This is a genomic window from Paenibacillus sp. F4, assembly GCF_002894905.1.
Lineage (GTDB): Bacteria > Bacillota > Bacilli > Paenibacillales > Paenibacillaceae > Paenibacillus > Paenibacillus polymyxa_B.
On sequence record NZ_POVS01000004.1, the window covers coordinates 295,786 to 319,798 of the forward strand.

Annotated in this window: 20 protein-coding genes and 1 riboswitch; of the genes, 16 read left to right on the top strand and 4 right to left on the bottom strand. The window is 48.3% G+C overall.

Annotation, left to right across the window (positions count from 1 at the left end; translation table 11 throughout):
• Positions 1-71: 71 nt before the first annotated feature.
• Complete coding sequence (locus C1T21_RS02040) at positions 72-917, top strand: lipoate--protein ligase family protein (RefSeq protein ID WP_103046998.1); 846 nt, start codon at positions 72-74, stop codon at positions 915-917.
• 20 nt (positions 918-937) lie between these two features.
• On the opposite strand, the gene C1T21_RS02045 is transcribed toward C1T21_RS02040, so the two are convergent.
• Both C1T21_RS02045 and C1T21_RS02050 read right to left on the bottom strand, forming a co-directional pair.
• Positions 938-2,317: a Fe-Mn family superoxide dismutase gene (locus C1T21_RS02045; protein ID WP_103046999.1), complete on the bottom strand. Its 1,380-nt coding sequence runs from the start codon at positions 2,315-2,317 to the stop codon at positions 938-940.
• Between the two features lie 258 nt (positions 2,318-2,575).
• Positions 2,576-3,613, bottom strand: coding sequence for an alpha/beta hydrolase (locus C1T21_RS02050; protein ID WP_103047000.1), 1,038 nt, complete (start codon positions 3,611-3,613; stop codon positions 2,576-2,578).
• Between the two features lie 298 nt (positions 3,614-3,911).
• On the opposite strand from C1T21_RS02050, the gene C1T21_RS02055 reads away from it, so the two are divergent.
• Complete coding sequence (locus tag C1T21_RS02055; RefSeq protein WP_025721640.1) at positions 3,912-4,655, top strand: IclR family transcriptional regulator; 744 nt, start codon at positions 3,912-3,914, stop codon at positions 4,653-4,655.
• 155 nt (positions 4,656-4,810) lie between these two features.
• A riboswitch (TPP riboswitch) is annotated at positions 4,811-4,923 on the top strand.
• A gap of 187 nt (positions 4,924-5,110) precedes the next feature.
• The gene (thiC, locus tag C1T21_RS02060; protein WP_103047001.1) at positions 5,111-6,910 is read left to right on the top strand and encodes a phosphomethylpyrimidine synthase ThiC; all 1,800 of its coding nucleotides are present in this window, start codon (positions 5,111-5,113) and stop codon (positions 6,908-6,910) included.
• 122 nt (positions 6,911-7,032) lie between these two features.
• Here thiC and C1T21_RS27185 read toward each other — a convergent pair whose 3' ends face one another.
• Positions 7,033-7,185 (bottom strand): hypothetical protein, encoded by a 153-nt coding sequence (locus C1T21_RS27185; protein WP_010348453.1) that lies wholly within the window; start codon positions 7,183-7,185, stop codon positions 7,033-7,035.
• A 506-nt stretch (positions 7,186-7,691) separates the two neighbouring features.
• Here C1T21_RS27185 and C1T21_RS02065 point away from each other — a divergent pair.
• From C1T21_RS02065 to C1T21_RS02075, 3 genes are all read left to right on the top strand, one after another.
• On the top strand, positions 7,692-8,528 hold the full coding sequence (locus tag C1T21_RS02065; RefSeq protein ID WP_023987004.1) for a YitT family protein: 837 nt from the start codon (positions 7,692-7,694) through the stop codon (positions 8,526-8,528).
• Between the two features lie 160 nt (positions 8,529-8,688).
• The gene (locus C1T21_RS02070; RefSeq protein ID WP_103047002.1) at positions 8,689-9,333 is read left to right on the top strand and encodes an SdpI family protein; all 645 of its coding nucleotides are present in this window, start codon (positions 8,689-8,691) and stop codon (positions 9,331-9,333) included.
• Positions 9,334-9,377: 44 nt separating this feature from the next.
• On the top strand, positions 9,378-9,725 hold the full coding sequence (locus C1T21_RS02075) for a DUF1648 domain-containing protein (RefSeq protein WP_103047003.1): 348 nt from the start codon (positions 9,378-9,380) through the stop codon (positions 9,723-9,725).
• A gap of 73 nt (positions 9,726-9,798) precedes the next feature.
• Here the strand turns inward: C1T21_RS02075 and acnA are convergent, their stop codons facing one another.
• The gene (acnA, locus tag C1T21_RS02080) at positions 9,799-12,510 is read right to left on the bottom strand and encodes an aconitate hydratase AcnA (protein ID WP_103047004.1); all 2,712 of its coding nucleotides are present in this window, start codon (positions 12,508-12,510) and stop codon (positions 9,799-9,801) included.
• A gap of 422 nt (positions 12,511-12,932) precedes the next feature.
• On the opposite strand from acnA, the gene C1T21_RS02085 reads away from it, so the two are divergent.
• From C1T21_RS02085 to C1T21_RS02130, 10 genes are all read left to right on the top strand, one after another.
• Positions 12,933-13,928 (top strand): amidase domain-containing protein, encoded by a 996-nt coding sequence (locus C1T21_RS02085; RefSeq protein WP_023987006.1) that lies wholly within the window; start codon positions 12,933-12,935, stop codon positions 13,926-13,928.
• A 73-nt stretch (positions 13,929-14,001) separates the two neighbouring features.
• Positions 14,002-15,090: a D-alanine--D-alanine ligase gene (locus C1T21_RS02090; RefSeq protein WP_103047005.1), complete on the top strand. Its 1,089-nt coding sequence runs from the start codon at positions 14,002-14,004 to the stop codon at positions 15,088-15,090.
• Positions 15,091-15,191: 101 nt separating this feature from the next.
• The gene (locus C1T21_RS02095) at positions 15,192-15,515 is read left to right on the top strand and encodes a hypothetical protein (protein ID WP_007428793.1); all 324 of its coding nucleotides are present in this window, start codon (positions 15,192-15,194) and stop codon (positions 15,513-15,515) included.
• Positions 15,516-15,653: 138 nt separating this feature from the next.
• A complete protein-coding gene (gene uvsE, locus C1T21_RS02100) occupies positions 15,654-16,655 on the top strand; it encodes a UV DNA damage repair endonuclease UvsE (RefSeq protein WP_103047006.1) in 1,002 nt (333 codons plus the stop codon).
• A gap of 174 nt (positions 16,656-16,829) precedes the next feature.
• Positions 16,830-17,696: an inositol monophosphatase family protein gene (locus C1T21_RS02105; protein WP_103047007.1), complete on the top strand. Its 867-nt coding sequence runs from the start codon at positions 16,830-16,832 to the stop codon at positions 17,694-17,696.
• Positions 17,697-17,733: 37 nt separating this feature from the next.
• Positions 17,734-17,976: a hypothetical protein gene (locus C1T21_RS02110; protein WP_076293115.1), complete on the top strand. Its 243-nt coding sequence runs from the start codon at positions 17,734-17,736 to the stop codon at positions 17,974-17,976.
• Positions 17,977-18,142: 166 nt separating this feature from the next.
• Positions 18,143-19,873, top strand: a complete 1,731-nt coding sequence (locus C1T21_RS02115) for a sensor histidine kinase (protein ID WP_180984538.1) — start codon at positions 18,143-18,145, stop codon at positions 19,871-19,873.
• Entirely contained in the window at positions 19,851-21,410 is a 1,560-nt protein-coding gene (locus C1T21_RS02120) for a response regulator transcription factor (protein ID WP_103047008.1), read from the top strand. Before C1T21_RS02115 ends, C1T21_RS02120 begins: the two co-directional genes overlap by 23 nt.
• A gap of 173 nt (positions 21,411-21,583) precedes the next feature.
• Positions 21,584-22,876 (top strand): ABC transporter substrate-binding protein, encoded by a 1,293-nt coding sequence (locus C1T21_RS02125; RefSeq protein WP_103047009.1) that lies wholly within the window; start codon positions 21,584-21,586, stop codon positions 22,874-22,876.
• Positions 22,877-23,104: 228 nt separating this feature from the next.
• Positions 23,105-24,013, top strand: coding sequence for a carbohydrate ABC transporter permease (locus C1T21_RS02130; RefSeq protein ID WP_023987015.1), 909 nt, complete (start codon positions 23,105-23,107; stop codon positions 24,011-24,013).

Below are 24,013 nucleotides of genomic sequence, written 5' to 3' on the forward strand. Positions count from 1 at the left end.
GACGACGGGATAGCCGCCTTAAAATAATTAGCCTATGGATAACAGTTATTTTTACAGATAGGGGATAACGTATGGAGAATGTACATAGATCAACAGAAAAAACAACAGCTTTGCCTGAGTTGCAGTGGTTTGAAGCGCCACTCGCGGCCACTCAGGAGGACGTTTTGTCTCCGCTGGCTTGGGAGGAGCTGGCCTGTCGGCAAGTAGGGAAAGGAGCTACACCCATTTTGCATCTATGGCGGCATCCGTCAGCGCTTGTGATCGGTCACCGGGACCGCAGGCTTCCCTACGCCCCACAGGCGATGGAGCGAGTGCGCAGCACGGGAACCTCGGTATGCGTACGCCCCTCGGGTGGAGCAGCTGTCATGCTGGACAGGGGGGTGCTGAACCTGTCCTTGATCCTGCCGAATCCACAGCGGGCCATCAGCCTGCATGAGGATTTCCGGCTCATGGCAGCGCTAATTGCCGATGCGCTGGTTCCGTGGTCTGGCGAGGCGCAGACCGGAGAAATCCCCGGGTCCTTCTGTCCCGGGGATTACGATGTCAGCGTCCGGGGCCACAAGTTTTGCGGCATTGCACAGCGGCGCCAAGCCAAGGCGTATATCATCACAGCCTTCGTGATGATTGAGGGCAGTGGTGCAGAGCGTGCACAGGCGGTGCAGCAGTTTTATACAGAGGCAGCCGGAGATACGCCGGCGGGCGTGCAGCAGCAGGATTACCCCCGGGTGAATCCAGCAACGATGGGTAGCCTGGCAGAGCTGGCTGGCGTGCCGTCTGTTGAGGCGTACACGGCATCTCTGCGCCGTGTCGTTGAGAGCCGGGCAGCCATTTTACCTACCGATGGCTGGCTGGTACACCCGGAAGGATTGACCGAACAAATGGCAGCGCTCAGAGAGCGATACGATTTGCAGGTGTAGTTTGTCTTTAGTTTAGAAGCTTAGAAGGGTTGCCATCTCAGCTTGGAGGCTTGATCGTAGCGTGCTTCCACTTCAGGCCAGTTAACGACATGCCACCAGTCTTCGATATATTTGTTGCGTTCGGCCTGATGCTTTAAGTAATATGCATGTTCCCATACATCTATCGCCAGCAGCGGAATGGACTCCCATTGAGTCAGATTCTGGTGCTTTTCGGCCTGCAAAATTTCAAGCCGTCCCGCGCGCGGACTCCATACCAGGATCGCCCAGCCGCCACCCTCGACCTTTTCGGCTGCCGAACTGAATTGTTTTTTGAATGCATCGTAGCTGCCAAAATCTTTTTTAATCTGTTCAGCCAGCGGTCCGCTTGGGTTTCCACCACCTTGAGGACTCATGATCGTCCAAAAAAGAGTATGCAGGTAATGGCCTGCGCCGTTGAATGCCAGTTCCCGTTCCCAATGTTTTACGAGGTCAAAATCACCTGTTTTTCGGGCTTCCTCCAGCTTCTTTTCCGCTTTATTCAGGTCATTCACATAGCTTAAATGATGCTTGTCATGGTGAATACGCATCGTTTTTTCATCAATGTACGGTTCAAGTGCATTATAAGGGTAAGGAAGCGGCGGTAACCGATGTCCCCCAATAGGAACAGGCCGGCCGATTGAGGTTTTTTCCGTTGCTGAAGGTTGCGCCTGGCTGGACTTGACGCCTTTAGTCGCCCATGTGCCTTCTCCCCTTATGCCTGCCTGCCGTTCTCGAAACGCTTCCTCTGAGTAATTCTCACCCTCTGTAGCTACATGATACAACCTAGCAGCCCTTGCGATGGAGCCAGGTTCTTGAAAGGGGGTTGTCGAGATCAGGAAATATTGGCTTTCATGTGCCGCGTGTAATACAACTCCGGCGGCTTTTGGCTGCTGACGCAATGCATGACTGTGCTCGCTTAGCAGACCGAGCTGCCGTACATACTCCTGTGACTGACGGTTTGCGGTTTGCAGCAAATCGTCCAGTCGACGATTTAATTCTTGTGAGTCAGGCTGAGCGTTTAATGCTGACTCTGACGATGGCATCTTTACAGATGATGATGCGTCTAATCCCCTTGACTGTTTTGAATGTTCAGTGAATTCGTGTGTATGTGCTTGTGGAGCAGCCGACATCTGTTTCCATTCCTGATGCCACGCCTGATCTGCCGGATCGAGTGCGCTCCGTTGCTCTTCAAGCAGCTCTATGGCGGTGCGTTCCGTCTGTTCGAATACAGTCCGCCAATCATCCAGCAGCCGTACATAAGTAGGCTCCAGTCCCTCGGTAGCGGATTTAATCACTTCCACATGCCAACTTTCCTGCTGCTTCCAATGCCGAATTTCCTCCAGCACACGTAAGGGCAGGAAAGACCCATAAGTACTCAGCATCGTTTTTTACCTCCCGTATCCCACTATGGCTATCCGGCCGATCTGGCAGATCTGCCCTGGATGCATACGTACCCAGTATATTCGCTGTCCCATCAGGAATATGTCTATGAACTCCCTTAATCCGGTCACATCTGTTACGTAAAACAATGAATACCCATGGAAAACGAAAAAGAAACCCAGCTATGGCACGGGTTAAGTGTCCATAGACAGGCTTCTTCAAGGGGAAGAATACAATACAGTTCTTCGAAAAATAATACTTTACTTCGTATTCGTTTGTTTGTGGGCATCAGCGACGATTTTCTTATCCTCCAGCTCCTGTACACTGCTTAGAAACGTCGATACCCGTCGCAAATATTCACGAGGGTGTTCTCTGAAAATAAGCTCATGTATCCCGTTTTTGACAATCCATACACTGGAAAGCGGGTTAGTCTGATTGGCAGCGAGCTTTTCCGCAATGGGATAAGGAGCCTTTTCATCCTGTGTACCATGCACAAACATGATCGGGAACGGATAGTTTTCCTTTTTAACCTCCTGATATGGAATCTGATGTAAGCTGGTGCCGTTCAAGACTGGAAACAGCAACTCCAGAATTTCCAAAGACGGATGTCTTGGCAGATTAATTTGATTGTGAATGTTATGGTACAGCGTATCTGGCTCCAGCAGGAAGGTGCTGTCCAAAATCATTGCGTCCACATCCTTGGTTTGCAAGCCCGCCTGAAGAGCGGTTCCTGCCCCCATGGAGAAGCCCCATACGATAATCTCCGACGAGCCGCGTTGCTTCGCAAGCTGAATTGCTCCGAGGAGCTGTTGGGATTCTGCTTTGCCTCCGGTTGCGACTGCTTTGCTGTTTTGTGACGCAAATCCATAATCGAACATGACCACATTAAAGTTCAAACTGTGGGCATAATGCGCCAGATCATACATGGGAATCCAGCTTTCTTCGCGGTTAGCCCCATAACCATGGCTGAAAATAATCGTTTTCCGCGATTGATCCGCCGGGATATACCAGCCTTGTACCATGCGGCTACCATCCTTGGCAGGGAAGCTGACTTCCTCATAAGGCATGCTTTTGGCCTGCATCGGATTAGAGTACAACGGTGCAACGGTGGGATTCGTAAGTACCCAAGCGATGTAAGCATGCAAGGCAATAAAACAAAACAACAGAAAAAAGACGACCGACAGCAGCAGAGCAATCACAACGTGCTTGAACCGCAGCAGACGGGGATTAAAGAGTGGGGTGGACGGCTCCTGAACAGCGGTCTGTAGCTGAGCGTTGCGCTGGGATGTCGAAATCATGTAAGAGCCTCCTTATATAAAATTGATCTTCGTTTCATAGAATTTAGGTATAATTCCACTTGAAAATAGTAGTGTAGATCCGTATAGATACCTATTATCGTATGATGGGGATTATCCAAAGTCAACGCCTGAACCGGAAAAGTAAAAATGATGCAAAGAATTGTCGATGTTTGTTCTCGTTCTGTAATATGGTTGTCACAAAAACATCGGTTTACAGTAGCCGCGACTATTCTATATAATTTATGTAACCATGTTTCATAGTGTGAAACGAATATGGATACAAGAGGAGCGGTTCAAGATGGAAGACCGTAAATTAACCGTTCGCGCTGTAGAGCGTGCACTTGATATACTGCTGTGTTTTACTGCAAATTCGGATCTTGGCCTGACGGAGATTGCCTCCAAAATTGGTCTACATAAAAGCACGGTTCATCGGCTGCTGACTACGTTGGAGGATCGGGGCTTTGTCGTTCGGAATGCCGAAACGGAAAAATATCGACTTGGCTTCCGCATTTGGGAGCTATCCACGCATTTGTCCCAAAGTGACGAGCCGGCAGTGCTGTTACAGCCTGCAATGGAAGGACTACGTGACCGTCTGGGGGAGACGGTCAGCTTGTACTTACGGGACGGCAGTATGCGTATTCGCATACAAGCCGTGCAGAGCAATCAGGCGATCCGCAGGGTCGCGCCTGTAGGTGCGCGTATGCCGCTGGCTGTAGGGGCCTCCAGCAAGGTGCTGGCGGCCTTTATGCCGCCGCAGGAGCTGGAAGCCCTGCTAAGCGGGGATGAATGGCCGCTCTCGGTAGACCCGGAGGTCTATAAAGCCCAGCTACAGGACATTCGCGAGAAGGGCTATGCGACCAGCTATGAAGAACGGGAGCCAGGGGCTGCTGCTGTGGCAGCGCCAATTGTGAACCGGAAGGGACAGGTCACTGCGGCTTTATCTGTATCTGGCCCGGTCAGTCGACTTGCACCCGAGACGCTACATGACTTTGCTCCGATTTTGATCGAAGCGGCGAAGGAAATGGGGCTTATGCTTCCGTAACAAGAATGAACACAGTTGAAGCAAGCAGAGTGATTTGATGGGGAACGTCTCCTTGGTAAAGGGAACCTAAAAGGGTTGCCAAAGCCATAAATTTAAAGTAGTCTGGTAAGGAAGGCGGGATGTCTGTTATATCCGCCTCATGTGAATAGAAGTATCACAGTTACTGGGGGAGCCTGTAATGCCGGGCTGAGATGGAATCGTGCAAGATTCCGGACCCTTTGCACCTGATCTGGATCATACCAGCGTAGGGAAGTAATCGGCCATTGAAATGTATACGCGGCTGCTGTCTACGGTGACGCATTGGAATAGGATTATTCCACATGCGTACTGTCTGGATAGCTGCCTCGTTAGATTAGCCGGTTCCCTGGGGAACCGGCTTTTTTGCATAGATCAGCGCCACCCTGGGAATGGTTCCGGATCGGTGTGTCATTTCATCGAAACGGGAGGAATGGACAATGAAGCCGACAGAAGTAGAAGGAACAAAAGAAGTTGAGGTAGAGAAGACAAACGGGGAGCAAGCCAGTGGGGTAAAACCCTTTCCGGGAAGCCGTAAGGTATATATTCAAGGCTCGCGGCCGGATATTGCCGTGCCAGAGCGCGAAATTGCTCTTCATCCTACACATACGCCGCAGGGCACGGAGCATCATGAGCCATTGCGTGTGTACGATACGAGCGGTCCCATGACCGACGAAGCCTATCAGGTCGATATCCGTCAGGGCCTGCCTCCATTACGGCGAGCTTGGGCACTGGAACGGGGCGATGTGGAGGCTTACGAGGGACGCACCGTCAAGCCGGAGGACAATGGACTGAAACCTGGCTCGAAACGGGAGACAGTTGAATTTCCCGGCGTGACCAACCGTCCGCTTCGTGCTTCGCAAGGTCGTACAGTGACACAAATGCATTATGCGCGGCAAGGGATCATTACGCCCGAAATGGAATTTGCGGCGATCCGCGAAGGGGTGGAGCCTGAGTTTGTACGGCAGGAGTTGGCGGCTGGACGAGCCATTTTGCCTTCGAATATCAATCACCCGGAAAGTGAGCCAATGGTCATTGGGCGTCATTTTCACGTGAAGATCAATGCGAACATTGGTAATTCTGCGGTTACCTCCTCCATCGAGGAGGAAGTGGAGAAAATGACTTGGGCTGTGCGTTGGGGCTCGGATACGGTTATGGACCTGTCCACAGGCCGTAATATCCATACCACACGTGAATGGATCATTCGGAATTCTCCTGTACCGATTGGGACTGTGCCGCTGTATCAAGCACTTGAAAAGGTGAACGGTGAAGCAGAAGCGCTGACGTGGGAGCTGTATCGCGATACGCTGATTGAGCAGGCGGAGCAGGGAGTGGACTATTTTACAATTCATGCGGGTGTATTGCTGCGGTATATACCGATGACGGCGAATAGAATGACGGGAATTGTGTCCCGTGGCGGGTCGATCATGGCAGCCTGGTGCCTTGCGCACCATCAGGAGAATTTTTTGTATACACATTTTGAAGAAATCTGCGAAATTATGAAATCCTATGATGTGGCCTTTTCTCTCGGGGATGGTCTACGTCCAGGTAGTATCTATGATGCGAATGATGAAGCACAGTTTGCAGAGCTGGAAACGTTGGGCGAGCTAACGCAAATCGCATGGAAGCATGATGTTCAGGTCATGATTGAAGGGCCAGGACATGTCCCTATGCATAAAATCAAAGAGAATGTGGATTTACAAATGGAGATTTGTAAGGAAGCTCCTTTCTATACCTTGGGACCGCTCACGACGGATATTGCCCCCGGATATGATCATATTACTTCAGCCATCGGGGCGGCGATGATCGGTTGGTTCGGGACGTCCATGCTGTGCTATGTTACGCCTAAGGAGCATTTGGGTCTGCCCAATAAGGATGATGTCCGCGAGGGTGTCATTACCTACAAAATTGCGGCACATGCTGCCGATCTGGCGAAGGGTCATCCACGGGCGCAGCAGCGGGATGATGCTTTGTCCAAGGCACGCTTTGAGTTCCGCTGGCGGGACCAGTTCAATCTGTCGCTTGATCCCGAGCGTGCCTTGTCCTACCATGATGAGACGCTACCGGCAGAGGGCGCCAAGGAAGCACATTTTTGCTCGATGTGCGGCCCTAAATTTTGTAGTATGCGCATCACTCAGGACATTCGCGCCTATGCAGCGGATAAGGGGTTGAACACTCAAGAAGCAGTAGCTGCGGGGATGCGTGAGAAGGCAGAGCAGTATCGGGATGGAGGTCAGTAAAACGAACATGTGAGTCTAGGGACAAATGAATTAAAAAAGCCGTGGTTCTCTACAGTCGATGTAGGAAACTACGGCTTTTTAGCTTATGTAAAGCGGGATCATGCAACCGGATAAACGGCGCCTTATTTTTTACCCATTTTTTCATTCAAAATGTCCTGAAAGCTGAGCTTCTTCTCCGAGCTATCTTCTTTCTTCTGCATACTCACCGCGTTGGCACGTTGGTATTGGTGGTGAAAGGGCATCAGGGTGTGGACGGTTAAGTTCATTGTATTCATGTAGGTCATTCCTCCAATTCCATATTGTCAAATTCAGATTGAGTTGCTTAGGACGTCTGTATAGGACTATTTGTATGTACTTGATGTCGTAATGCTATGTAGGTTGCTTGGTAATGTTTCAATCATTATACCCACATTTTTTCAAAGTAAAACGCTTTTGACATAAAACAGGAAGATGGTCATATGTGTCCAAAATGTCGATTAGGAGGATGGTCGTTTTTGAGGAAAATGTGCCTAGGTCTAAAACAAGGGCTAGAGGCCCGTTTTCTTAGTTTAGTAGTCGGGATTGTGTTATTTTGTCGAATAACCTTGTAAAAGGACAATTTTGCGGAATCCAAGTCAGGATTGAGGCAGTCTGGTGGCGAATTAAAGTGTCAAAGTTGTATTGACTTTATGTTTGGTAGTAGATACCATGAACTGGTTGTCAGCGTATTTTGACAACAAGAGTCAGCCAATCCATCTGGCGATTCATCCTTTGAAATGTTAGAGAGAGGATTAGAGCATATATGAAAAAAAGTATTGCAGATATCGCATTTATTATTCTGGGTGCATTTTTTTTCGCGCTAGCTGTTAATCTGTTTGTAATCCCGAATGAGTTTGGCGAGGGGGGCGTTACAGGGGTCACGATCATCCTGTACTACCTGTTTCAGTGGTCTCCCTCGATCGTCAATCTGGTGATTAATGGCTTGCTGTTGATTGTCGGATATAAATTTTTGGACAAGAGAACGACCCTGTACACTATAATTGCGGTCGCCTTTAACTCGCTGTTTTTACATTTAACGGTCAACTGGCGGATTGATTCGCATGAGCCGACGATTAATGCTGTATTTGCCGGAGTTTTGGTGGGGGTCGGCATTGGCTTAATTGTACGGGTAGGTGGCACTACGGCGGGAACGGTCATTTTAGCCCGAATTGCCAACAAGTATCTGGATTGGAATATCAGCTATGGCCTGCTGTTTTTTGATTTGATTGTCGCGTTCTCTTCTTATTTTATTATTGGTCCGGAAAAATTGATGCTAACTATCGTTATTTTGTACGTTGGTACGAAGGTGATGGACTTCATGATCGAAGGACTGAACCCGAAAAAAGCGGTCATGATCATTTCGGAGCACCAAGATAAAATTGCCGAGATGGTCATTACGAAAATGGATCGTGGAGTTACTGTCCTGTCAGGCCACGGCTATTACACTAAAAATCCAAAAGAAGTGCTGTATATCGTCATTAGTAAACAAGAGGTGTCAGCGCTTAAAAAGATAGTGAAAGCCATCGACACAGCAGCATTCATCACTATTCATGACGTGCGGGACGTGTTCGGAGAGGGTTTTCTGGATATTTCGAAATAACTCGCGTGCGAAGGTAAGGTTATAGGAGAATAGGGTAGGAAGTCGGTCTTGAGGGATCGGCTTTTTTTGTTTTTGTGATGTTTCTTCCATTTTTGGTATTGGAAAATATGCATAATAAAGAGGAGTCACTCAATTCCTGTTATATGGAGGGTTTGGCGGGATGGAGAATAAGGGTAATTATGATGTAAAAGAAGAATTCAAGAAGCCGTGGACGCATGTGTCTATTTTTTTTATCATGTTGCATGTTATGAATTTTGCTTTATTTTCCTCCTCACTTCATTCCACTAAGGATCGTATAGCATTGTTATATTTTCCATTAGTTACTATGATTATTACATTAGCAATCGTAGTATTGAATCCAAGGTATTCTAAGCATAGAGAATCCTTTTCTGAGCATATGTTGGCTTCCTATCGTAAGATTTGTGCAAGTGTATTTATTGTACTTGATTTGATTTTCCTTGCACTCATGTTCAAATATTCAGGCGAATTTCTGTTCAGCACGCTAAAATTAGCTTTATTTTTATCGGCTATTTTGCATTTAGCGGTGGGAATATCTTTTGCTACAATAACACCTAACCGTCTAATTGGTTTGAAGTTCCCTTGGCTACTTTCGAATGAAATGGCATGGAAGAAGACGCATCGTATCTCTGCTTATATTTGGATAGCCTTTGGCTTATTCGGGATCGCTATAGGATTAGGACAAGAAGTTAATGTGTATATGGTGCTCGCATCTTGTTTACCAATGATGATTAGTTTTATTACTTCTCTCTTTCTAAGCCATAGGTATAAAAATATAGACTGCTAAACATGTATTATATGAATCGATTTAGCTTTATTAGGAGGATTTCCATGCGAAGTAAATTAAATTTTTCTAATGTATTGTCATTTCTTATTTCTGCTTTACCTTTCGTCATCTACCAATTCATGTATTCGACAATGCCCAGGAATATAGCAATCCACTACAATTTCAATGATGTGGCTGATCGTTTTGTTGACAAATCCAATCCTGAGGTATGGTTGTTGTGTGGATTTAGCTTCATATCTTTTATAATTATGCTAACGCTCCAACCCTATTTCAGTCGTCAGTTCAAGAGCGAAAAAGGCTCTGCAATCATGGAAAGCCTGCCCGGTCTCTTCACACTCCTTATAACCCTAGTGTTCTCAATTATTGGAATATGTTTCCTTTTGAAGGCTTAAAGCATGTAAAAAATCCCCTCTCAATTCGCAGTTTCCGCTGCATTTGGAGGGGATTTCGTTATTTACACGCTCTTTACTCTTGAATCATCTGACGCAACACGGTTTGCAGAATACCACCGTTGTGGTAGTAGTCGATATCGACAGTGCTGTCCAGACGGGCGATTACCGGGAATTCGAACTTTGTGCCATCCTCGCGTTTAGCCACAACCGTAAGCTCTTGACCAGGCTTCACGTCATTGTCGATGCCAAGAATGTCAAACGTTTCACGACCGTTCAGCCCCAGGCTGGACCAGCCATAGCCTTCCTGGAATTGCAGAGGCAGTACACCCATGCCGACCAGGTTACTGCGGTGAATCCGCTCGAAGCTTTCGGCAATGACAGCCTTAACGCCCAGCAGAAGCGTACCTTTGGCCGCCCAGTCACGGGAGCTACCTGTGCCGTATTCCTTACCAGCAATGACAATCAGGTTCTGATCAGCTGCCTGATATTTCATGGATGCATCATAGATGGACATTTCCTCATCCGTTGGCAAGTATTTGGTCACGCCGCCTTCAGTACCTGGAGCCACATTGTTGCGGATACGGATGTTGGCGAATGTACCGCGCATCATGACCTCGTGGTTACCGCGACGGGAGCCGTAGGAGTTGAAGTCCTTGCGTTCCACGCCATGCTCCTTCAAGTACAGTCCTGCCGGGCTGGAAGGAGCAATGTTGCCTGCTGGCGAGATATGGTCCGTTGTGACCGAATCATTCAACAGGGCAAGCACACGGGCATTACGGATTTCCTTGATATCCTGCACGCCATCCTGAAGTTTTTCAAAGAATGGTGGATTTTGAATATAAGTTGATTTTTCATCCCATTCATATAGTTCGCCTTCAGGAACCGGAATGGAGTTCCATTTTTCGTTGGCAGTAAATACATTCTCATATTTACGACGGAACATATCCGGGCTGAGAGACAGGCTGATGGCTTCCTTGATTTCCTCGGAAGTGGGCCAAATGTCTTTCAGGTAGACAGGCTGATTGTCCTGATCGTAACCGAGCGGATCATTCACCAAATCAATGTTCACCGTGCCTGCCAGCGCATAAGCGACAACCAGTGGCGGTGAGCCGAGATAATTGGCTTTGACCTGCGCATGCACACGACCTTCAAAGTTCCGGTTGCCGGAAATGACGGCTCCAACCGTCAAATCATGGTCTGTGATGGCTTGACTCACTTCGTCAGGAAGTGGGCCGGAGTTACCGATACAGGTTGCGCAGCCGTAACCTGCCACATGGAAGCCGAGGGCTTCGAGCGGTCCGATTAATCCGGCTTTTTGCAGGTATTCCGTCACGACGAGGGAGCCCGGTGTCAAGCTTGTTTTAACATAGCCTGGCTTTTTGAGCCCGCGCTGCACTGCTTTTTTGGCCAGCAAGCCCGCACCGAGCATAACGCTTGGATTGGAGGTATTCGTGCAGCTTGTGATAGCTGCAATAACGACTGCTCCTGTACCCAACTCGCTGGTGGAGCCGTCCGGATGGGTCAGCGGAATCTTCTGGGCGATTTTTTCATCGCTCAGTCCATAGCCGCCTTTGTCCACTGGGGTACGGATAATGCCTTCAAACGTTTCTTTCATGCGGCTAAGCTCAACACGGTCCTGTGGACGTTTGGGTCCGGCGAGACTCGGTACAACCGAAGCCAGATCCAGCTCAATCGTATCGCTGAACACAGGGTCCGGTGTATCGGATGTGCGGAACATGCCTTGGGCTTTGTAATATTCCTCTACGAGGCTTACTTGTTCATCGGAACGTCCGGTGCTGCGCAGGTAGGCCAGCGTTTCCGCATCGACCGGGAAGAAGCCAATCGTTGCGCCGTATTCCGGTGCCATGTTGGCAACCGTCGCACGGTCAGCCAAGCTGATGTTAGCCAGACCAGGCCCGTAAAACTCTACGAATTTGCCGACTACGCCTTTTTTACGCAGCATTTGCGTAACAGTGAGCGCGAGATCGGTGGCGGTAGAGCCTTCCGTCAGACTGCCTGTCAGCTTGAAGCCAATCACATCGGGAGTGACAAAATACAGCGGTTGCCCCAGCATACCCGCCTCTGCCTCAATCCCGCCGACACCCCAGCCAACAACACCAAGGCCGTTAATCATCGTGGTATGGGAGTCTGTTCCTACGAGGGAATCTGGAAAGACGACCGTTTCACCGTCAATGGTTTTGGTGGCGGCAACGGAGGCGAGATACTCCAGATTGACCTGATGAACGATACCGGTGGATGGCGGAACGGCCCGGAAGTTGTTGAACGCCGTTTGCGCCCAACGCAGAAAACGGTACCGCTCCTCGTTGCGTTCAAACTCTACATTAATATTGTAATCCAGCGCATCACTGGTACCAAAAGCATCGACCATGACCGAGTGGTCGATAACGAGATCGACGGGAACGAGCGGATTGATTTGCTTCGGGTCCCCGCCTGCTTTTTTCACCGTATCACGCATAGCTGCCAAATCGACAACCACCGGGACACCGGTAAAATCCTGTAGCACGATGCGTGCAGGAATGAACGGAATCTCCTTGTTGGTGTCACGATCCTCAGCCCAGCCTGTCAGCTGTTGCACATGTTCTTCCGTAATGGCGCGACCGTCAAACTGTCGAACCGCGGCTTCCAGCAATACTTTAATGGAGAAAGGCAACTTGGCGATACCGCTTTTTCCTTGTTCCTCCAGTGCCTTAAGACTGTAGTAGCGATAAGGCTTCCCGTTAACTTCCAGACTACGGGCAATGGAGAATTGATCTTTTCCTGACATAAGTATTACCTCCTTGAAGTGGATGCTTGGGGGGAAAATAGGGATGTCGTTTTTTCGACGTCTTGCACACTTGGTTTAAATTGGTTGCGTTCTCAATTACATCTTCAGTGGTTCATTACGTGTTAGAGGTTGTGATGAATGTAATTTGTTTCATTAGATGAAACATGATTTCAAAATGATTGCTTTTGGATTAAGTATACCGTTTTCAGACGGTTCCGTAAAGTTTTTTTGGCCTAAATGATGCGTTGCAGATTGGAAAATAAAACGTTCCGCTCCCTCGCGTTTCGATGTTCATACCAAGCTTTAGAGATTCATACTTATAGTATAGAGAGCATATCAGACCAGAGAGGGAAGAAAGGAAGTTATTCATCATTCCGGTTATCCCCGGAAAAGGATAGCGGGACGAATATGGAGGGATTGGGATGGGGGAGCGGGAATGGAAACAGGCCCTTTTTGCTTACGTGAATCAATACAATCGCAGTGAAGTGAATGGTGTACCGCAGCCGGATGAGTATCTGGAGGTGGGTCAGCGGATGGAACGAGCAGCACGTGCGGCCAGATTGGAGCAGTGGTACAACGAACGGGATGCTGTTCCCCTACGCAGCGAGACACGCGCCAAGCCGCTACGAATGGTGCAGGATACCCCGGATGAGGCTGTGGTAGATGTACAACTGCATGTCCGACTCTTTTATGAGAAGGGTGGGATGACTCACCGGGAGGATCGGATCGAACGGGAGCGTCTGACGTTCACACGCGAGGGTGAAGCCTGGCAGGTAGCGAGAATTGAGCGCGATCCGGCAGAAAGGAAGCCAGCGGGGGGAGAGGTTCCTTTTGAACAGGCTTCGTTTAATCAAGGAGGAAATCTGCCGCTGCTGAATCGCGGTGTGCTGGGCTTCGGCTCATCAGCACGTCCCAGCCGATATCGCCGCGAAGAAGCAGCGGCCTATGCAGATCAGTGGTGGGATAGCTTCAATCCGGAGTTTGAAGGTTTTGATGTGGATTGCACCAATTATATCTCGCAATGCCTCTTTGCAGGGGGAGCACCGATCCACTATACTGGTAAAAGAGAATCGGGCTGGTGGTATAAAGGACGGGTCGCCGGACGTGAGCTGTGGAGCTACAGTTGGGCAGTTTCCAACAGTCTGGAGCGGTATTTGGGCTCCAGCTCATGGGGGTTGACTGCTGAGCAGGTGAGTCGCCCAGAGCAGCTCATGCTGGGGGACGTCATTTTTTACGATTGGGATGGTGACGGAACCTTCCAGCACAGCACGGTGGTCACGGCCTTTGATGCGGGCGGCATGCCGCTAGTCAATGCACATACGGTAAGCTCCAGACATCGTTATTGGGACTATAAAAATTCGTATGCGTGGACCGACAACACGGTATATCGCTTTTATCACATCGCCGACTATTTTTAAATGAGATGATGGATAACAGGTACAGTGATGCAAATCAGTCACAATGACGAAAGCAGGAAAGCGGAGGATAGGCATGGCAAATCAAAAATTGACCGTAGGGCTAGTGTACGGTGGCAAATCGGGCGAACATGAGGTTTCGCTGCAAACGGCGTATGCGGTAATGAACGCTTTTAACTATGATAAATACGAGATTATTCCTTTTTATATTACGAAGGCTGGCGATTGGCGTAGAGGGGCGCTATTAAGCGCTCCTCTGGCTTCTGTAGAGCAATTGAAGCTGGAACGCGCAGAGGGCGGCACCAAGGCGGCATTAGATACGTTGTTTGGCAAGCTGTACGGAGAGCAGACGCTGGATGTGCTGTTCCCGTTGCTGCACGGCACCTTTGGCGAGGACGGAACGATTCAGGGTCTGTTCGAAATGGCGGATATGCCTTATGTCGGTGCGGGAGTGCTTGCTTCGGCAGCAGGTATGGATAAAGGCGTCATGAAGAAGCTGTTTGAGCATGCAGGATTGCCGCAAGTGAAATACTGTTACTTTAATAGTACACAGTGGGCGCAAACCAGTCATGATCTGGTACGTAACATGGAAACCGAGCTAGGTTATCCTTGCTTTGTCAAACCGGCCAATCTGGGATCAAGTGTCGGTATTTCCAAAGCCAGTAACCGAGAAGAGCTGGAAAAGGCTGTAGATCTGGCTTTGCAATTTGACCTAAAGGTGATTGTCGAGGAGTACGTCGATGCCCGTGAGATTGAGGTCAGCGTACTTGGCAATGATGAGCCGATTGCCTCGGTACCGGGTGAAATTGTATCGTCGAGTGATTATTACGATTATGCTGCCAAATATACGGATGGACAATCGGAAATGCTCATTCCGGCACCGTTGGATGAGGAAGTGGCAGATCGTATTCGTGAAGCCGCATTGCAAGCATTCCGCGCTCTAGAAGGCTGCGGGATTTCCCGTGCCGATTTCTTCGTCAGACGCTCGGACGGACATATCCTTATTAATGAAGTGAATACGATGCCTGGTTTTACACCGTTCAGTATGTATCCATTACTGTGGAGAGAAACCGGCGTATCCTATGCAAGTCTGCTGGACCGCATGATTGCCCTTGCACTGGAGCGTTATGAGCGCAGGTCGGCACTGCACTACGAGAACTCATAAACGAAACAAAGGGGAGCTGATCACTCTCCTTTTTGTTCATATATATGGCATATCTTTGAGCACTACACTAAACCCTTAATGATGAAAGGTGGCGGCTACACATGGGATTTCAAACTGAATTTAACTCAGTGTGCAAATTCAAGAGCGAGCAAGAACTTTACGAACTCCTGGAATACGGACGTGGCAAAATGGTTAAATCCGGGCTGCGCGTGTTTCCGACAGGCCAGAAGGTCATCGCTTACAGCGTGGACAACGTGGCAGTAGCCATTGTGCAGATTGTGGGCTGTATCGCCGAAATTAATTTCCAGGGCGATGAAGTGACCGAAGTTGAGATGATCCTCATTCGTAAGCTGAATGAAGAGGAATCAAGAATTCAGACCGCATTGGCGGATGAAATGTTTTTTGGAGCACAGCAGCAATCCTAGCTGCTTTCTTCTTGCAATTTGTGCGATAACACCGAATCAGCAGGTGCTTTTCCGGGTATGATCAGTAGAAAAGGGTTTTAGGTCACAGAACGAAAGCGGCCTTACCATCTACTGCGACTGCTGAAAGGAAGACACCCTATGATCGTAAGGTTCGGTTATGTAGCCATGTCGGTTACCATTCAAAATGCATCCCCCTCTAAAACCATGACATTGAGCAGCTTTAACAAGATTGGAGACCGAGAAGCTGCAATCCGCAAGCTAGAACGGATAGCAGCCGAAAATCTCCATAATACTTTGAGGCTGCTGCGCCATAATCGCGCGAGTGATATCCAGGTCTATCGTTTCTCATCCAAGCTGATTCCGCTAGCGACCCATCAGGATCTGCGGGATTGGGACCCTTTTCAGGCGCTTGCTGCTGACTTTGCAGAGGTTGGGAACTATGTCAAGGCGAATAGGATGAGGGTGTCGTTTCACCCCGATCATTTTACAGTGTTAAGCACTCCCCGTCCTGAGGTGTTGCAGAGCTCCATTAATGATCTGAAGTACCACAAAGCGATGCTGGAGGCCATGGGACTCGGTGCCGAAGCCAAGAACAACATTCATATTGGTGGTGCATACGGAGATAAGGTGACCTCAGGCCAGCGTTTTGTAGAGCAGGTTAGTGCTCTGGATCTTTCGTTAAGAGAACGGTTAACGCTGGAAAATGATGATAAAACGTTCAATGCGGTGGAAACGCTGGAGGCTTGCAAATTGACGGGGCTACCGATGGTTCTCGATATTCATCATCAATGGGTGAATAATGAGGGGGAGAAGCCGTGGGAGCTATGGCCGGGAATTTTGGATACCTGGAAAGGGGAATTGGCCCAAGCCGGATCTTCTGTGGATCATCCATTGCCGCCCAAAATCCATGCGTCCAGTCCCAAAAGTGAAAAAGATCCTCGGGGCCATGCGGACGGTGTTCTAGTGGAGCCGTTGCTTACCTTTTTGCGCAATATTGCCGGATATACGGATCGGATTGATGTCATGCTTGAAGCCAAACTTAAGGATGAAGCGTTATTCGGGTTGATGAATGAACTGCGCCTTCAGGAAGGTAATGGGGTTAAAGTGCTGGATGGAGCTTCCGTAGAAATTACGCCTTAGAAAGTAGCATTTTGCGGATAAAGCTCCCATTTAGAGAAACTTTATGCAGTTTATTGTGTATACTAGAATGTGTAAACTAGCAAACTTGTACTGAAACAGAGATGGTTAAGAGACTGTGCTGTAGGGCAGATTCGTAAACCACGTAACAATGATATAGAAAGTAGAGTGAACACGTTGAACGAACATGAAAACGAAAAGGTTCCCTATATCGTATCAGGAAAAAGCTATACTGCCGTGGCTATTAACGCAGCATCTAAAGCCGGGGAATGGATTAAGAGCAGACTTGGAACTGTTGAACATTTGAATACCAAACAGTCTCCTACGGATCTAGTGACCGAGGTAGATAAAGGTGCAGAGCAGATGATTCGCAGACTGATTCTGACCCATTTTCCCGATCATGCCATTTTGGGTGAAGAGAGTGTAGAGCCGGGAGCCGAAGCTTCGGCCCGTGCATTAGAGGCTGCCCGTGAAGAGGAATATTTATGGATCATTGACCCGGTAGATGGGACTACCAATTTTGTGCACAGTCTGCCGTATTACAGTGTGTCTATTGCCTTGGCCCATCGTGGAGAGTTGATTGTCGGGGTCATTTATGATCCGTCCCGTGATGAAATGTTTGTAGCGGAAAAAGGAAAAGGCGCGTATGTACATGGCAATCGCATGCAAGCATCGAGAGAAGAAACACTGGGAGATAGTCTGGTCTGCATCGGCTTCCCACCGGACCGTACGTATGCACAACCGCTAAATATGAAAATTACGCAGGTTCTTACACCTCAGGTACGCGGCATTCGGGCGCTGGGCTCGGCAGCATTGCATCTGGCTTATGTAGCGTCAGGACGGCTGTCGGCTTATTGCGAAATTGGTTTGAATGCGTGGGATGTAGCAGCGGGCGCTTTGCTGGTACAGGAATCAGGCGGTACCATCACCGATACATTGGGCAGACCTTATGACCTGAGTGTACGGCATATTGCAGCTACGAATACAGCTATTCATTCTCAACTTATTCAAGTGCTGAAAGAAGCAGACGCAACCGGGTTATAATTCTACGTAGAACATCATCCTGAAGGAGGAAATCGCGATGAGCCAATCCGAAGAATTGGAACGCCAGCTCAGTGAACTGCTGACGGAAGGCGAAATTCGTGAGAATGAGGCCAAAAAGCGGGAACGGCTCAGCCCTAAATATGAGGTGCGGGTTCAGACTCATATCGATCCCATTGTTGAGGAGACACGTAAATACCGGAGTATGGCACGGGAACTTGATGACCGATACGACGAATATATGAGCAAGGCGGACAAATCGAAACCTACCGATCAACGCTAAGCAAATACAAATACCTCTTGCCGAATGACCAAGGCATGGGGTATTTTGTATGATATATAGAGTTTTCTCCATTTTGGGCTGGACCGGGCAGGATGAGCGAAGGAGGCGACATTCACTGATTACCTACTTTAAAAGCGCTTACAAAAATGCTGGAATCCATCATAAAATGGTACTACTGATTACGGTACTTATGCTGGTTAATTTTGCAGTAGTTGCAGTCATACTTAAGTACGTATTTCATATCTATGATAATCAAATGTACAAAAAAACATCCGAAGTACTCAATATTTCTTCAATCGGCATAGAAAATGAGCTGAAGGATGTGGAAAAAGTTACTTTCAAGGTAACAACGGACGAGCAGCTTCAACGTTATTTGCTGCAATTGGAAAAGGAAACGTCACCTTATACCAAAATGGTGCTGCGTAAAAAAATAACGAATAGGCTCGTCGCCTTTGCCGGCTCTGAGACCTATGTCTATTCTATGATAGTAATCGATAAAGAGGGACAGGTCATGAGCGCGGGCAACCGCGAAGGTATTCCCCAAGAGCTTCGATCCACCCTGTCGGAGCTGGCAGACGAACATGACGGTTCCAATGCATGGTATGCGGCAGGCCATTCCTCCTTGCTGGCAGCTCGGCAGTTCAAATCCTTTACCGATTCCAATTTTACACTGAATGGGCTCGGAACGCTTGCGATTCGTGTGCGAATTGACCGGATTGTAGCGGATCGTGTGCAGACCTCTGGCCGTGACGGACAACTGATGATTACAGATGGAAGGCGGATGATTTATCCCGAAACACCACTTTTGAGTGAGAGTGATATCCAGGCCGAGCTTGGCCGAAAGCAGCCTTACGGGATTGCGACCTACTCAGGAGGAACCTTTTTCGCTGCTCAAATCAAATCCTCTTATACGGGTTGGACGTATTTGCATATGACCCCCTTCGATGATATGTTTCGCAGCATTACGATCATTAAAGAAGTTGTAAGCGCTATTTTTGTCATTATGCTTCTTATTGCATTGGCACTGGGAGCTAGGTTGTCAGGGAGCATTACCAAACCGATCGTTCAATTAATCCAGAACATGCGTAAAATAGAAAAAGGCGATCTCGACCGTTTGGAGGAAGAAGCACTTGGCGCGGTCCCCCTTTCCACACAGGATGAGGTGGGCTTGCTGCATCGGACATATAAGAAAATGATTCGCCGCATTCGTGAGCTCATTAATGAGAATGTTGCCAAGCAGCTATTACTGCGGGAAACAGAGCTAAAGGCACTACAAGCACAGATTAATCCACATTTTTTATACAACACGCTGGAATCCGTGAACTGGCTCGCCAAGGCCAATAAGCAGGATCGGATTTCAGAGATGGTGGAAGCACTTGCTTTTCTACTGCGCAGTGCGGTCAGTTTTGAAGAGCAGCTGATTCCGCTTCGAAAAGAACTGGATATTGTAAGGAGCTATGTAACGATCCAAACAACACGTTTTGATGAACGTCTCGTTTTTCATCTGGATGTCCCGGAAGAACTGATGGATGCGCAAATTCCGAAGCTAACGCTTCAGCCTTTGGTGGAGAATGCCATCCATTATGCGCTAGAGCCGCGGATTGAACCCTGTCGGATTGCTATTATTGCGAGAGAAAGCGAGGGGGCTCTATTTCTGCGAGTTGAAGATGACGGACCGGGAATGACGCCGGATTTCTTGGAAAAGCTGCGGAGCGGGCAGGTCACGACTCGTGGGCAGGGGATCGGACTTACGAATATTCAGGAACGGATTAACCTGACATTTGGTACACCTTGGGGGATAGAGCTGCATAGCGAGTCAGGAACAGGAACGTCGATTCATGTCTGTATTCCATATGTGAAAGGGGATCAGGGTCGTGTACAAGGTGCTACTGGTTGATGATGAGCGTATGATTTTGGAAGGCATATCGCAGGTGGTTGATTGGGGAAAAGCGGGAACGAGATTGGTTGGTACGGCACGTAACGGGATTGAGGCTTATGATCAGATTCAGGCCAGCCCGCCTGATTTTGTGATTAGCGACATCTCTATGCCAGGACTGGACGGTATCGGACTGGTTGCCAAAACGACGGAGCATTTTCCAGACGTTCGTTTCATTCTGTTGTCTGGTTACAAAGATTTCGACTATGCCTGTCGGGCCATGCAATACGGGGTGAAGCACTACTTGTTGAAGCCCTGCAATGAGCGGCAAATTCATGAGGCTCTGACCGAGTTGGGGCAGGAGCGGGAGGAGCAGGAAGAACGCAAGCAGTTTGTGAACCGGATGAAGCTAGATTTTCAGCGTATGCTGCCTCATGTGAAGGAACACTTTTTGAAGGAGTTTATTTCCTATAAAACTTACGGTAGCCGTGATATCGCATTTTATGAGCGGTTATTCGGACTTGAATTGCAAGATAAGCAGGTTCGAATGCTACTGCTGCGGGTGGAGGAATCCCATGAGCCGGAGCATTTGTTTGCATTGCAAAATATAGCGGCAGATTTAATGGATGATGTCTTGCTCAGTACGACCATGCAGGGGCAATTGCTCATCGTGCTGGAAAGCGAGGATGACACGTCCCGGTTTATGAAACAGATTGAAGCGGTACGTGCGACGTTTCGTCGCTTTTACAAATTGGAGGTAACGGTCGCAGTTAGTGAGTCGGATAGTATGCAGCATTCGCGGGGGATGTACCGGGAGACACTGCATTGTATGAATCATCGTTTTTACACCGGGGAGGGCAGTCTGATTACGAAGGAGGATTTAGCGACTGAGGATACCCGGGAGATGGCAGATTTGGAGCTGGACGAGGAGAAGTTCGGTCTGCTGATCAAGGCAGGAAATACGGTGGAGGTTGCACAGGAAGTAGATCGGTTGTTCGGTATTCTGTCCCGTATGAAGCTGGAAATTTCCGTGACCCGCTCCTATGTGCTTCAGCTCTATGCCGCTATGATCCGTATATGCCCTGAAGAAGAGCGTGCGGCGTTTACGAGCCGAATGGTGGTGCTGGCAGAGCAAAAAACGCTGGCATGTCTCAAATCTTTTGTACAGGAAGCTGCCGAACGAATGACCGCAATCTATTATAAAAGTAATGTGTATCGCCAATCTTCCACCGTTGATAAAATGATCACTATTATTGAGCAAAACTACAGAAAATCCGATCTGTCGCTGAACGGAGTGGCAGGTCAAATGCTGTATATGAATTCCGACTACTTAGGGAAGATTTTCAAAAAGGTGACGGGGGAAAACTTTTCACACTACGTCAATCGTTATCGGATCGAACGTGCGGCTGAGCATATTCGGGAGACGGGAGACGTGAAGGTGTTTGAGCTGGCAGAATGGTTCGGCTTCGGCGGGAACGCACAGTATTTCAGCCAGGTGTTCAAAAAGTGGGCAGGTATGACGCCTTCCGAGTACATTAAATCACATGAACGGGGATGAGCGTATGGAGCCCCTCTGTTTTTTAAACCCAGGAAACCTGATTTGTGTATTCCAATGTTTCTCTGCTTTTGGGAAAATAACAACAGGAGCTAATGTAAACGCTATCAATTGCGTAAATACGTTGTCACTCGTAATTTGGCTCCTTTCTAGAACAGTGAAAAGGGGAGAGATAGGTGGGCAAAAAGGGATGGTTTCTGATCATAGCTATGCTGCTCGTTTTGACAACGGCATGTAGCGGAGCGGACGGCGGCGGCAATTCAGGCACAAGTGCAGACGGGAAAGTAAAGTTACGTATCGCTTGGTGGGGATCGGATACGCGTCATGAATACACGCAAAAGGTCGTTGATTTGTATAAGCAGAAGAATCCAAATGTAACGATAGATGTGGAATATGCCTCTTTCGATGACTATTGGAAAAAACTCGCCCCGCAGGCTGCAGCTAATCAGCTGCCTGATATCGTGCAAATGGACATTTCGTACATTAGCCAATATGCGAAAAATGGTCAACTGGAGGATCTCGCGCCTTACTTGAATCAAAAAATTCAGGTCGCTGATGTGACCGAAAATGTACTCAAAACCGGCGTAATTGCGGGAAAACAATATGGTATTCCAACAGGTGTCAATGTTCTGGGTTTCCAGTATGATCCGGCGTTGCTCAAAAAAGCGGGTATAGACAAAATTCCTGACAACTGGACATGGGATCAATACAAAGAAATGGCTTTAAAGGCAGGTTCCAATAAAGTATACTTTGACAGCTCGATGGCTGCCGATATTTTCTTCCACTACTATTTGCGTACGCAAGGAAAGACTCTCTACAATGCGGAAGGAACAGGACTGGGGTATGACGATGATAAGCTGTTTGTTGACTTCTTCAGCGGATTGGCTGATCTGATTAAAAAGGGAGCGACCCCGCCTCCTGAAATCATGAACCAGACTAAGGGGATTCTTGAGGAATCTGATATCGTAAAAGGAACAGGCATCGGCATTTGGCAGTGGTCCAATCAGTATGTGGGCTTACAGCAGGTTGTTAACCGCCCAATGGCACTGGCTCCAATGTTTGGGCCGAATATGGAAAAAGGCGTATACATGCAGCCTACGATGTACTGGACGGTTGCTTCCCGTTCACAGGTGAAGGATGAGGCCGCAAAGTTTATTGATTTCTGGATGAATGATGTAGAAGCGAATAAATTGATTAAAGGCGAACGTGGAGTGCCGATTTCCTCCAAAATCAAGGAGGCTGTTGCGCCAGAGTTAAGCGAGCCTACGAAGCAGGTGTTTGAATTTGTAGCTTCTATGGAGCCGAAGGCTTCTCCAATGAGCCCGCCGCCACCAGTCGGATCGCCAGAAGTGATTGCGACTCTGACCGATTATATTGAGCAGGTCAATTTCGGACAGATGACGGCTGAAGACGCAGCGGTCAAATTCCGGGCTGATGCGAATACCATCCTTGCGAATAACAAGCAATAATGAGCGCAATGAGACCCTTTGGATATCTGACAACGTTTTATCATAGGGTCGAAGAAATATTTCGTTAAGTTAACCGTGCGTAGTCCAAAGCATGATTGCGCACGGTTGATTCGACGAACTAACCGCATAAGCACCCTTTGCAGACATCACGATATTATTCATATAACAACGAGTTATTGATATTATGAAGTTTTTCTAAATCTTTAAATGCAACAGAAGGGAGGCTTGATGAGCTTGCGAAATCATCAGAGCTTGAAAGCCAATATGACCGGATATGCGTTTATCAGCCCGTTTATTGTGGGCTTTCTAGCGTTTACGTTAATTCCAATGTTTATTTCGCTGTATCTGTCCTTTACCACCTACAACCTGTTCACCCCGCCCAAATGGATTGGTCTGGGTAACTTCGAAAAAATGTTCACAGGCGACCCGAAATACTGGAATTCAATCAGGGTCACGTTTACGTATGTGCTGGTCGGTGTACCGCTGCGACTGATTTTCGCACTGTTTGTGGCTATGATTTTGAATACCAAATCGCGCATGGTCGGCACCTATCGGACGATGTACTATCTGCCATCCATTATCGGGGGCAGTGTTGCGGTATCCATTATGTGGCGGAACATTTTCAGTAATAACGGTATAGTGAACAGCTTGCTTTCGACCCTAGGGGCGACTCCGGTGAAATGGTTTGGTGATCCGGATGCTTCGCTTACGATGCTGATCACCCTGTCCGTATGGCAATTTGGCTCCTCCATGCTGATTTTTCTGGCAGGTTTGAAGAACATTCCTGTTGAATTGTACGAGGCGTCCAGTGTAGATGGCGCTAAGCCAGTACGAAAATTTTTCAGTATTACGCTGCCGTTGCTTAGCCCCATTATTCTATTTAATCTGATTATGCAGACGATCAGCGCCTTTATGACCTTCGTACCGGCTTATGTTATTTCTAAGGGCGAAGGAGGCCCGATGGATGGAACGATGCTGCATTCACTGTATCTGTTCCGGCAGGCGTTTATGTTCAGCAACATGGGATATGCGGCAGCCATGGCTTGGGTCATGCTCATTATGATTGGGATACTGACAGCGATTTTATTTATAACCTCCAGATACTGGGTATTTTATGAAACGGAAAAGGGGCGCTGA